This is a genomic window from Cohnella fermenti (genome assembly GCF_004801405.1).
GTDB lineage: Bacteria > Bacillota > Bacilli > Paenibacillales > Paenibacillaceae > Cohnella > Cohnella fermenti.
Genome location: NZ_SSOB01000042.1, coordinates 64,480 through 77,635, shown reverse-complemented (window position 1 = coordinate 77,635; position 13,156 = coordinate 64,480). Strand labels below are relative to the sequence as shown.

Below are 13,156 nucleotides of genomic sequence, written 5' to 3'. Positions count from 1 at the left end.
CTTCCGAGAATCTCCGCGATCTCGGTGTAGGTTCGTCCCTCTAAACGAAGTCGAACGGCCAAGTACCGCTCGTACTGACGTTTGTTGTTCGTCTGCTTCATCGCTTCCGTTACTTGCTGAATTTGTTCTGCTGTCGTCATGTGCTTCCCGCCCTTCGGTCGTCTTTCTCTCTTTTACCCAAATTGGGGGGTCAGGCGATTTGTTGGAATCATGAGTTCAATTTATATAATCTGGTAATACGAGCTCGGCTGCTATTCGAATGCCAAAGTGATTGCGATGGAAGAGGTAAGCTTTCGCAGCGAAATGACAGCGTTTACAAAATATGACGGAGGGGGGAGAACTGTGACGATGGGGTGGTTTAATCGTTGTCTTGCCGTTTCCGCAACACTCCTGTTCGTTCTTTCCGTCACAGCCTGCAGCACGGGAGGGAAGGAGGGGGAAGGCGAGTCTCTTCCCATGGAGAACGACGTACTGCGCATTATGTGGTGGGGCTCGCAGCAACGGCATCAAGTGACATTGGAAGCGATTCAATTTTACCAGAAACTGCATCCGGATATTCAATTCGAAACGGAGTATTCAGGCATTAATGGATATCTGGATAAGCTGACAACCGAAGTCGTCGCTGGCAGAGCCCCGGATATTTACCAGATCGACCCGAGCTGGGTTGCCGATTTGGCGGCGCAGCACAGGCTGGCGGATTTGTCCGAAGGAATCGACTTGCAGGACGTAGACAAGAAGCTGCTGGGCGCCGGCAAGTACGAGGGCAAGCTGTATGCCATCCCGCTCGGTTCGACTGCGCACGGAATGATCTACGACAAAGCGGGGATGGAGAAGCTTGGACTGGCACTGCCGAAGAACGGCTGGACGTGGGAAGATTTCTTCCAAATGGCGAAGGATTCTGTCCGCAAGCTGAACAAAGAGCAATATTTCACGTTGGACTACGCCGGCAATTATTTTGCCTACAGCGCCTATCAATACGCGGCGGGCAAAGGGGAGCTTCTTGCCGACGACGGCACGTTCCATATCGACAAGGACACGTTCCTGGATTGGGGACGGAGGTTCGAGGAACTGCGCGGTATCGGGGCCGTTCCGCCGGCGGAACTGAACGCATCGGACCGGGAGCTCGATCTGAACGGCGATCTGATGGTAGGCGGTCAGATCCTGATCCGCTTGTCGTTCTCCAACAACTTCGTGTCATGGGACAGCATGAAGCCGGGAGCCTTCGATTTGGTGACCATGCCTCGCTCCGCGCAGGCGGGAGGATGGCTGAAGCCTTCCATGCTCTTCGGCGTCGATGCGAACAGCGCGCATACGAACGAAGCGAAAGCGTTCATCGACTGGTTCACCAACAGTCCGGATGCCGTCAGAATTCTTGGGACGACACGCGGGAATCCGGTCAATACCAGGGTGTCCCGCGAGGCGTTCTTCGACTTCAGCGATGAGGATAGGGTCGGCATTCAGCTATACAATGCAACCGTGCCCGACGGTCAGCAGTGGACGCCCGGACCTAGCGGCACGGCGGAGTGGGTTGAGAAGGATTGGGATCTTGTGGAGGATAAGCTGAGCTTCGGGAAGGAGACGCCGGAACAGGCCTTTGAAGAGTTGAGGCTGAAGGCGCAGCGGTATGAGACGAAGTAGAGGAGCTGCGGCGGATTCGAGACAAGCGAATCAGGCGGTGCAAAGACTGGCAGAGGAGTGATCCTTGATGTGGAGAATCGGCATTGTGGACGACGATCGTCAGGTGCTGCAAGGAATTCAAAATGCAATTCCCTGGGGGGAATTGGGAGCGGAGTGGGGCGGGAGCGCGCTGAACGGTCGGGAAGGGCTGACGATGGTTCGGGACGCCCAGCCACACATTCTGATTACCGATATCTACATGCCGGTTATGAACGGGTTGGAGATGGTGGAGGAACTGCGGGGAGAGAAGTACAACGGGAAAGTGGTTATCCTTAGCGGGTATACCGACTTCGAATACGCCCGACAGGCGATTCATTTGAACATAAGCGATTATCTGCTGAAGCCGATCAGCGTCCCCACGCTGGTCGAAGTGCTGAGAAAGGTGATTGCCAGGCTGGCAGAGGAGGGCAATGAACGCGCCCGGCTAGATAAGATGCAGCAGAGGCTTAGACTGTATGCGCCTTACGTCGAGCAGGAGTGGATTCAGTCGTTCGTCTCCGGCCGGCTTGCCGACAGCCTGCTTCAGAATGAGCAGCTTCCCGAGCAATATCGCTTCTGGCAGTCGACCGTGCATGTCGTGATGGGATTGACGATCGTTCGCGACGTCCGTGTGGATTCATTCTCGCTTAAGGACTTGAAGCTGATCGGCTATGCCTTGAAAAATTTGGTCTGCGAAGTCGCACAGGAGACGTTCGCTCACTATGATTACAGCGAGCTCTACGGCACGTATTCTGCGCTGCTGATTCACACCGAATCGGACGGGAGCGCGGACCGAATCGGACGTGATCTGCGGCAACTGGCCGAACGGTTGATCGCGGCGGCGGAGCAGTATCTGCGAGTCAAGCTGCGGATCGGTCTCGGCGGGACGAAGACGGATTGGCGGGAAATTCCGGCGTCGGCGGAAGAAGCCTTCCGAACGACGGAGCGCGATAAAGGAGCCTTGTGGACGCGCAGCTTCCAGCCGGAAGCGGGCGTCGGCGTCGGGAGCATGCCGGAAGGGCCGATGCGTTCCATACCCATTACCTTCTACCAGGAGCTGGCGGGCGCCATGAAGGCGCGGCGGGGCGCGGAGGCGGCTCGCTTGATCGACGATTATTTGAAGGAGTTCTCGAAGTGGGGAACGACGACGAACGAATACCTGAGGACGGTGTTGGGCGAGATGTGGGCTATATTGGCCTACAGCATGTATGAAGTCGGCATTGTGCTCGATGAGATTTTTCCTTATGACAACGTTTATGCAGAATGGTCCGATCTGGTCGGCATCGATCAATCGAGAGCCTGGTTCGCCGACAAGATGGAGCGGATCTGCGGCAGCGATCATTGGATCGTGAACGGGAAGCATCGGGAGACAGTCGAAGCGATCATTCGATACATCGATGAGCATTACGCGGAGGACATTACAACAGCAGATCTGGCCGAACAGGTTTACTTGTCCAAAAATTATCTCGCCCATCTGTTCAAGGAAATGATGGGAGAGTCGGTCAATACTTACTTGACGCGCGTGCGGATGAACAAAGCGCGGGAACTGCTCATGGAGCGCAAAATGCTGGTTTACGAGGTGGCGAGCAAGGTCGGCTACCAGAACGTCCCCTACTTCAGCACGCTGTTCAAAAAGTACATGGGGATAACGCCGACGGAGATCATTTGAGTTCGTCCGGCAGGAGGAGGACGGGGCGTAATGGGTAATCCCTTTAAACTGTATCGGATCGATCATTTATTCTTCGGCAGCATCGCCGCGTTGATCATCTTTTTTCTGGGCTGCACCATCTGGATCAGCTACGACCTGTCGTCCCGCGAGCTGGCGCAGACCGCTTCCGTCAATCAGCATAAGCTGCTGGATCAGTTGAATAGCGACATTGCGCAACGTATGAGCAATTTGGAGCAGATTTCGCTGTCCACCTCCCGCGACAACAACCTGCTCGATTTTCTGTACGGCGGCAATTCGGAGGATGAGTTCTCCCGGCTGCAGAGGTTCAAGCAGGTGCAGCAGGAGTTGGCCAATTTGACTTATTCCATGCCGATCATACAAGGCCTCGATCTCTACATGGACCACCCATTACAAGCGGAATCCTTCAGCTATATTCAATATCGGGAGCTAAGCTCGGCGCCGCTTCAGAAGTGGTATTCGCTGATGCAGAAGAATGATTTCGTCTGGATCGGCGTGCACGACATCCATGCCTTCCAGGGAGATATTCCCGTTGTCAGCTTCGTACGCTCACTGGCCTATCGCAATCAGTTGATAGGTTATTTGGTGTTGAACGTCAAGGCCAACATGCTGGCGCAGATGCTCGAAGGGGAGTCGCCCGGCGCTAACCGGGTGCTGCTCGATGCGGCGGGGCAGCCGCTTCTCCAGGTGGGGAACATTCCCGATCCTTCCGTATGGGCGCAATGGAAGAACAAGCTGGATTCCAGCACCGGCATCATCCGCATCAACGAGCAGGCGGGCAAGGACGGCGAGATGATCGTCTATTCCCGTATCAATCATTCCAACTGGACCCTTGTGCAGTTCACGTCGTGGTCGTCGATTACGAAGGGAAGCGTTCGTCTCGCCTACATGATCGGCATGATCAGCGCGGCGGCCATCGTGTCGGCGCTCCTGCTCGCCCTCTTGCTCAGCAGGCAGATCACGAAGCCGATCTTCCAATTGATTCATATCATGAAGCATGAACAGATTATCGGCAACAAGATGGAAATCCCGTTGGACTACCGCAACGAGTTCGGTTACCTGTTCTCTGTCTACCGCAAGCTGATGAACCGCAACGACGAGCTGTACGAATCGCTGGAGCTTCGCCATATCCAATTGCGGAAGGCGGAGATTGCGACGCTGCAGGCCAATATCAATCCTCACTTCCTGTACAATACGCTGGATCAGCTCAACTGGATGGCTATCTCCCAAGATCAGCACAATATCAGCCGGATACTGGAGCTGATGGGGCGCATGTTCCGCATCGGCCTGTCGAACGGCAACTCCCACATTACCGTGGCGGACGAATTGCGGCACGTGGAGGCTTATCTGGAGATTCAGAAGGTGCGGATGGGCGACGCACTGGTCTATCGCATCGATTCGACCGAGGAGGTCGACGGCCTGTATATGCCCAAGATGCTGCTGCAGCCATTCGTCGAGAACTCGATTGTTCACGGCTTTAACGAGCGGGGAAGCGGTTCTATTCTCGTCACCGTGCGGGTTCGTGAAGACAGGCTGGTCATCTGCGTCGATGACGACGGATCCGGCCTTGCCGCGAGGCGAGACAATCCACGGAAGCGGGGCGGAGGCTATGGCATCCGCAATGTCAGAGAACGGATTCAGGCGAACTTCGGCGATTCCTTCGGCGTTGAACTGTCCGAGCCGGAAGCGGGAGGCACCCGGGCCATGCTGATTCTGCCGATTCTCCGGGCGTCCGAGGAAGCGGGCCCTTCATGATTCGTAAAAATTAAAAGTTATTGGTGGTTGCTCTCATATTCATCGTTCCGAGCCTTTGTTATTCTGGCTTAGAACGAATTATTCAATATGGGAGTGAATGGAATGCAGAGCATGGGACGAATGAAACGCAAACACCGGCTGTTCTCGGGCGTGTTGGCCGGATTTCTGCTACTCGGCGTCATCCCGGCGACCGGGTTCGGGGCGGAGGCGTCGCCGGAGATTTGGCCAGGCTACCCCGGAGTCGACCAACTCCCCGCGATCGACACCATCCCTGACCCGTTCAAGTTCTTCGACGCTAAGGACGATCCCAGCGGCGACGGCTACGTGTCGAGTCCGGACGAATGGACGGCGCGCCGCGACGAGATCAAGGATCTTGTTCAGCATTACTGGCTGGGCTACCGCTGGCCGACACAGCCGGAAAGCGTCGTGGGCGCCACTTATGTGGCGGACGAGCCCAACACGATCTCGCTCGGGTTCGACTTCCCGCCATACTTTACCTCCACAAAGCTCAATCTCAAGGATGAATTCGATAAGCTGTCCGCCAACCTGCTGGAGAGAACGGTGGAAATCCGTGAGCTGGTCCCGGCTTCCAATCCGTTTGGCGCCCCGACGCTGGGCGATGTAAAATACACGCTCGGTCCGGCAGGGGACGAGGAGGATGCCGAGGCGCTGGCCATCGAGGCCTGGAATGACGGCTATTATGTTGCTTACAGCTCGTTCGGTGCTCCTTCTTATGCGGTGCTGAAGGACTATACCGGTCCGCTTAGCGCACCGCCCGCCACGACCAAACCGGTCACCTACAATACAATTACGGTCACTAATCCGGACAGCGGTGCGGAAGCGAGCTTCAATGTTCGCGTCAATATGCCGACGCCGGAGCAAATCGCTGCCAATTGGGGCGCTTCGGATGCCAAGGTGCCGGTCGTTATCGACATTGGCGGGGCGATCTCGCAGATCGGCACGTTAAACGAACAGGGGTATGGAGATATTCAATTCACGCCGACGGATATTTATCCGGACGATTCGAATGCGAACGACGGCATTAATCGCGATGGCGTATACACGAAGCTCTATCCGTACGACAAGGATGTTTATGAATACGCTTCCGGCGCGCTGATGGCGTGGAGCTGGGCGGCGAGCCAAATTGTAAGCGCTCTGGAGCAACCGGCGAAGAACAGCGACGAGACGTGGGGCGATCAGTTGGGTATAGACCCGACGAAATCTCTCGTAACAGGGCATTCCCGCTATGGAAAATCGGCTTTGTTCGCGGGTGCATTCGATGATCGGATCAGCATCGTCTTCCCAAGCGAGTCGGGAGGCTCGGGGATCCAAAGTTATCGTTACAAGGTTGAAGGCAAGATCTTCGGCTTCAATACCAGCACCTATCCCGAGGCCGACCGGGTGTACGGCAAGACCGAAATTCCGACCGTAACGTACGGACAAGGAACCAGTTGGATGCCGGAGAATGCCGCGGCGTTCCTCAACAAGGACAACCGCTTCCCCTTCGACGCCGACGACATCATCGCGTTAGTGGCGCCGCGTCCGTTCATCGCGACGACGGGCATCCACATGCACTGGCTGGGCAACGAGGGCTCCGTGGCGTCGGTTCAGGCGGCGTCCGAGGTGTACAAGTACATTGGCAAGGACAATGCGGAGCAGACGAATATCGCGATGCTCGCCCGTCAAAGCAATCATGCGGTATACAACCGCGACCTTCCGTTCATTATCGCCATCATGGACCGGGAGTTCAAGCAGTTGGGGGACACGACGCTGCATGTCAAGGATTTGTTCCCGACCGGCGACGGCTCCTTGAACAGCATGTCTTATCCGGCGCACGACTACAATGGCATCAGCGACTTCAATTCTTATCCATTCGATGTAAACAGCTCGTATCTGCCATGGTCCGGTCCGAACGAATACACGCTGTGGACGGCCCAGGAGACGTTCCTGGTCGGACACGAGGTGACGATTGCGGCGCATTCCGACGCGCCCGATGCGAAGCTATACCTGCCCAACGGCACGGAGATCGCGGCCGTCGCTCATAACGGCGAACAATTCACCTTCCGCCTGACCGCCGATCAGGCCCAGTACGGGCGCTATGAGCTGCGAAGCGTCGGAAGCGACAAGGAGAACAAGAGCGTATTCTTCTCGGCAATCAGCCTGTCAGACGCGCTGCGTCATGCCACGTCCAAGGGCGACGAGGGCGAGGAGAATCGTCTGATTGGCTTCGGCAGCCGGTTGACGAACAACGAAGCCGATCCGCCGGAGGTATACATCGACGGCAAGCGGACCTCCATGAACTTCACGCCGTCGCGCTTCGTGAATGAGGAGACCGGTCTGCTGGAGTACGGGGTTCTGTTCCACGACTCTCTGTTCACGAGAATTGCCAACGAAGGCTGGGACCCATCCAAGACGTTTGATATCCGGAATTTGAAGTTCGTCGCGATTCCCGGCTATACGTTCGAAGTTTCGTTCGGCAACATATACGCTTCGGCGAACAACTCCGGCAAGGACGGCGCGGCTCAATTCACGCAGCCGATCAGTTGGAACGTGGAGCGGTACAACAACGGTCCGGCGAGCGACAACTGGCCGGTCATCCCCGACACCAAGGCGGAGAAGGACGTGCTTGCGGAAGGCGGGGGAACAGTTGCCCGTCCGGAGGCTCCCGCGCCGAAGGCGACCGCCTTTAACGCCCAAATTGTCGGCACGAAGGTGCAGAGCAACGGGGACAAGACCGACGTGATCATCGAATTTGACACGGCGCTGGATACGCGCGAATTCGGGTTCGGCTTCGACGTGGCCGACAAGTGGGACACGACGTGGTCGGACGACGGGAAGCAGGTGACGCTGGCGCTGGACAAGGATAAGTTCCCCGCAGGCACAGACGCCAATCTGATTATATTCCGCTTGAAGGATACGGACGGCAATATGATTCCCGGTCCGCTCTCGTTGTCGCTGGTCTTGCCCGGTCCGGTTCCTTCGAATCCGGGTCCGACGACACCGTCGACAATTGACAGCACGCCGATCGTCTCCACGAACGGTGAACTGGCGTTGCCGGCAGGCAGGCCCGGGCAGGTGAGCCTGGGAGATGAAGTGACGATTGACATTCCTGCGGACGCAACCGTCAAGCAACTGCAGATATCGATCCGGAAGGTGACGGATACGCAAGAGCTGCTGACGGACGATGAAGTGCTTGCGAGCCCGGTTTACGACATTGTGAACAACCCCGCAGGCAACTTTAATAAACCAGTGAAGCTGACGTTCGCCTTCGACCCGAGCAGCCTGACGGGCGATCGACAGCCGGCGGTTTACTCTTACGACGAGACGAACAAGACGTGGGTGCGGGTAGACGGCGGCGTCATAGTCGGCAACCGCATTGCGGTAGAGGTCGATCATGTCGCGAAGTTCGCGGTGCTTGCGGTCGAACCGGACGACGATCAGCCTTCGAATGGAGAACCTGGCATGCCCACGGCCTTCAGCGACATCGACGGGCATTGGGCGTCGGCCGGCATTCGGCAGGCGGTAAGTCTGGGCATCGTCAAGGGCTACCCGGACGGCACCTTCAAGCCGAACGCAGCCGTGACGCGGGCCGAATTCACTGTCATGCTGATGCAGGCGTTGAAGCCGCAGCAGAACGGCGAGGAGTTGACATTCGCCGACGCCGCAGCCATTAAGGCCTGGGCAAGGCAGGCGGTGGCTCAGGCCGTACAAGCGGGCCTGGTCACGGGCTACGAGGACGGTACATTCCGTCCGGACGATGACATTACACGCGTGGAAATGGCCGCCGTCTTGGCCAAAGCGTTGAAGCTCGTACCGGAAGCGGACGCCGGGACCGGCTATGCCGACGACCGGGAGATTCCGGCATGGGCGAAGGGAACGGTCGCAGCCGTGCAGGAAGCCGGCCTCATCGTGGGCAAGAACGGCAATACATTCGATCCGGTCGGCAAGACGACGAGAGCGGAAGCCGTAACGGTTCTGCTCAGGATGCTGCAGCAGCAATAAGCGGCGGATATTCGGGATTTGGTCGGCAGGAGATCGGCTCGGGAGACATCATCCTGCCGATCGTCCTGCCGATGCCTTGCAATGCGACGATAACGTATGGCCGACAACGTATGAACGAGATTTTTGGTTTTTTCAATATTCCGTAAAAATTATAAATTATTGTGTTTTTCTCTCATATGAAGGGAAGGTTCGCTTTGTTATGCTGAATCTGTACAGAACGAATGTCAAGCAAAGGCGCGGGTAGGAGGCATTGGAAAGCTGGCGTGCGCCCCGAAGGTTCAATCTACCCTATATGTAAGGCGGTGCATGCTTTTTGGAAAATGCGATCAGAGGAAAATCGTTCAGCTATATTAAACGTTACTGGGTGCTCTATGCTATGCTGTCTCTTCCGATGGCCTTCTTTATCATTTTCCGTTATATCCCCATGGGCTACATCATCATTGCATTCAAAAAATATAGCATAATAAAAAGCCCATTGGAGATGGAGTGGGCGGGAAACCATGGGTTCGAATATTTTATTAAGGCTTTCTCCAATCGTGATTTTCTGTATGCCGTTAGAAACACGCTAGGCCTTAACCTTCTCGACTTGGTAATCGGCTTCCCTGCCCCTATTATTCTAGCCCTGCTCCTAAATGAACTCGCTTTCAAACGGTTCAAGAGATTTACTCAAACGATTGTATATATGCCGCACTTTTTATCATGGGTCATTATCTCCGGTCTGGCTCTCCAGCTTTTTGCCCCCAGTACAGGGCTGGTCAATGTCATGCTTAACAAGATGGGCTTCGAATCCATTCCATTCCTGAATGATTCCGGGCATTGGGTGGTCACCTATATTCTACTTGGCATATGGCAAAGCGTCGGCTGGAATACCATCATCTATCTGGCGGCTATTGCCGGGATCAACCCGGAGCTGTATGAGGCCTCAGCGGTGGATGGAGCCTCACGATTACGCAATATATGGCACATCACGTTGCCGGGACTCCGTCCAACGATCATTGTGTTGCTGGTGATAAGCCTGGGGCACATTCTGAGCAGTGATTTCGACAGACCATACGCCCTGAGCAATACGCTTGTCACAGATGTTTCTAACGTTATTTCCATATTCGTGTACAACTACGGTATTCGTGGATTGCAATTTTCTCTTTCCACCGCCGTCGGTTTATTTCAATCTGTCGTGTGTATTATCTTTTTGTTCGGTGCGAACGCTCTTGCCAAGAAATCTGGCGAGCGCGGCATCTGGTAGGAGGGCTGCAGCATGATCAAATCGAGAGGAACCAAAATCGGCGACTGGATTATCGTGTTCTTTTGTATCCTTTGTATTCTGGCCTGCCTGCTTCCGGTACTGAACATATTGGCAAGATCCTTGAGCTCGGCAGATGCCTTGGTCAAGGGTGAAGTGATCCTTCTGCCTGTTGATTTGAACTTCGATGCCTACGGTATGGTGCTTGGAGATTCCAAGTACACATGGTCGCTGCTGTGGACAGCCATTCTAACTGTAATCACCACTCTCTGGTGCATGTTTATGACGATCATGTGTGCGTACCCGCTGACGTATGACAATCTCAAGGGGCAGAAGACGATCACGGCCATCATTATCTTTACGATGTATTTTAGCGCAGGAACGATTCCGACCTACTTGCTCTTGAATAACCTGCACTTGCTCAATAATCCGTTGGTCCTGATCTTGCCGAACAGTATTGGTGTATTCTATCTCATCATTATGCGCAGCTTCTTCTATGGGATTCCGGAGAGCCTTAAAGAATCCGCTGAACTTGACGGTGCAGGACCTCTTCGAGTGCTCGTCAACGTCTATCTGCCTCTATCCACTCCTGTGCTTGCAACGCTGGCTCTTTTCTACGCAGTCGGCCGCTGGAACGGATTCTCGGATGCCCTGATGTTTATGAACGACAGAACCTATTATCCCATACAATTGTTGCTCTACAACATACTTAACAGCATAAGCAGCATTGAGGTGGCTACGCAGGAGGGCTTCTCCAACCCAGGCTTGTCTCAAACGATTAAATCGGCAACCGTAATGTTTGCAACCATCCCGATTTTGTTCATTTATCCATGGCTGCAGAGATACTTTATCTCCGGCGTTACAGTCGGAGCGGTTAAAGGTTAAATTTTAACCCGTGGTAAAAGTCGACTTTGTCGATTTTTATATATTAATCAATAGCACCAAACAAAAAAGAGGAGGTTACGAAATGGGATTTCGTAGAGGATGGACCATTTTGGCGGCTAGTTCTACTATTGCTTTAGCGCTGGCCGGATGTACTAACAACAACGCAGCGCCATCAGATTCCCCGGCTTCGCCAGCTCCGTCGGCTTCAGCAACTTCATCTGCTTCCCCGAATGACAGCAATGCAGAATTGGACAAACTGGGTCTTGATTCTAATCTCAAATTCAAAGAGACTCGCAAGATCACGGTAGAAGTTTATGACCGTGGCAATGACGGGGGAAGCAAGCCGGAGGACAACTTCTATACTCAATATATCAAAGACGGGATGCTTCGCGATCACAATGTAGAAGTTACTTTTGTTCCTGTTCCGCGTTGGACAGAAGGCGAAGTCATTAACAACCTGTTGGCGGCGAATCAAGCGCCGGATATCGGCGTCACCTATGATTATGCAACCATCCAGACTTACGCCAATATGGGCGGTATCCTCGATTTAGCCCCCCTTGTCGAAGATAACAAAGCCATTCTGCCGAACTTGTGGGGGTATCTAACCGAAACAAACATCAATTGGGATAAGGACCCCAGCACAGGAACCTTGTGGGCTTTGGAAGCCCGTTTGAACACTCTTAACCGTATTAATACCTTTGTGCGCGAGGATTGGTTAAAGAAGCTTAATCTTCCGGCGCCAACATCGTTGCAAGAATTTGAAGATATGCTTGTCGCATTTAAGGACAACGCCTCTACGCTTTTAGGCAGCGATGCAGACAAGATGATTCCTTTCTCAACGAGCTTTGACATCGGGTGGCGTGCGGATCATTTGACAGCATCCTTCGTACCTAATGATATAACGGACAGGGATATCTTCATTCATGACTTTGACGATAGACATTTACTCTATCCGAATTACAAAGAAGGCATTAGAGTGCTGAACAAGTGGTATAACGAAGACTTGATCTGGAAGGACTTCCCGCTTTATCCCGCCGGAGATCAAACGGAGGATAATCTCATGAAAGCGGGCTATGTAGGCGCATTTATCCACAACTGGGATTACCCGTATCGTAACGGCAACGACAGCATTCATGCCAGCCTTCAGAAGCTTGTCGGCCCGGATGCCGCTTATATTGCGATTGAACCGTTTGCCAATGATGCTGGCGACTATAAGAAATTTTTGTCGGGCCCCGTTGATCGCAAAGTGTTCTTCCCGGCTTCCAACAAAGAACCGGTTGCTTCTATGCTCTATTTGGATTGGATCTCCGAGCTGGATAATCGCGTATTCCTGCAATTTGGAGAAGAAGGCGTGACTCACGAGAAGATGCCTGATGGTTCCTTGGCGACAATTGCAGCTACAGGAGAGAAAATTATGAACTCTCCAGCAAACATCGACTACACGATCACGAGCAATGGGCTTGATCTTGGCGATCCTGACTTGACAGTCAAGTCTATGGCCAATGGTTATGCCGGTGTTGACTCCAGGTTTATTGTGACAGCAAACCAAATTACAACTCATGAGGGGCGTATAGGCAAAAATGCTAATGTCGGTGCAATCCAGGCAGAAGACGGGCAAGGCCAAGCTCTTAAAGAGAAACGGGATACGTTCTTGAACAAGGCTGTTACGGCATCTGTTGACAAATTCGACTCCGTGTATGACGCAGGTATGAAGGATTACCTTAATTCGGGCGGTCAAGCGATCATCGACGAGCGAACATCTGCATGGGAGAAATATTTCGGCAATGAAACAATGCTGAAATAACATTCTGCGTGCAAAAGATTGATTAGGCCTAGAGGCTTGCGTTTGCAAGCTTCTAGGCTTTTATGACGAGCCCGAGAGCAGGAACGGGATTTCGTTGAGATGCTCATCGGGTCAAAGCACTCGAAAG

At 53.9% G+C, this 13,156-nt stretch carries 7 protein-coding genes; all 7 read left to right on the top strand.

The features are described from left to right. The first annotated feature begins 456 nt into the window (after positions 1–456). The 7 genes from E6C55_RS25860 to E6C55_RS25830 all read left to right on the top strand — a co-directional run bounded on the left by E6C55_RS25860 (position 457) and on the right by E6C55_RS25830 (position 13,029). Positions 457–1,638, top strand: a complete 1,182-nt coding sequence (locus E6C55_RS25860; RefSeq protein WP_230986867.1) for an ABC transporter substrate-binding protein — start codon at positions 457–459, stop codon at positions 1,636–1,638. Between the two features lie 67 nt (positions 1,639–1,705). Beyond that, on the top strand, positions 1,706–3,325 hold the full coding sequence (locus E6C55_RS25855; protein WP_136372726.1) for a response regulator: 1,620 nt from the start codon (positions 1,706–1,708) through the stop codon (positions 3,323–3,325). 30 nt (positions 3,326–3,355) lie between these two features. Beyond that, the gene (locus tag E6C55_RS25850; protein WP_136372725.1) at positions 3,356–5,098 is read left to right on the top strand and encodes a sensor histidine kinase; all 1,743 of its coding nucleotides are present in this window, start codon (positions 3,356–3,358) and stop codon (positions 5,096–5,098) included. Positions 5,099–5,218: 120 nt separating this feature from the next. Next, positions 5,219–9,100, top strand: coding sequence for an S-layer homology domain-containing protein (locus E6C55_RS25845; protein ID WP_168735883.1), 3,882 nt, complete (start codon positions 5,219–5,221; stop codon positions 9,098–9,100). Between the two features lie 313 nt (positions 9,101–9,413). Beyond that, positions 9,414–10,343 (top strand): ABC transporter permease, encoded by a 930-nt coding sequence (locus E6C55_RS25840; RefSeq protein ID WP_230986866.1) that lies wholly within the window; start codon positions 9,414–9,416, stop codon positions 10,341–10,343. Positions 10,344–10,355: 12 nt separating this feature from the next. Then, complete coding sequence (locus E6C55_RS25835) at positions 10,356–11,225, top strand: carbohydrate ABC transporter permease (RefSeq protein ID WP_136372723.1); 870 nt, start codon at positions 10,356–10,358, stop codon at positions 11,223–11,225. Between the two features lie 82 nt (positions 11,226–11,307). Beyond that, positions 11,308–13,029 (top strand): type 2 periplasmic-binding domain-containing protein, encoded by a 1,722-nt coding sequence (locus tag E6C55_RS25830; RefSeq protein ID WP_136372722.1) that lies wholly within the window; start codon positions 11,308–11,310, stop codon positions 13,027–13,029. Positions 13,030–13,156 lie beyond the last annotated feature (127 nt).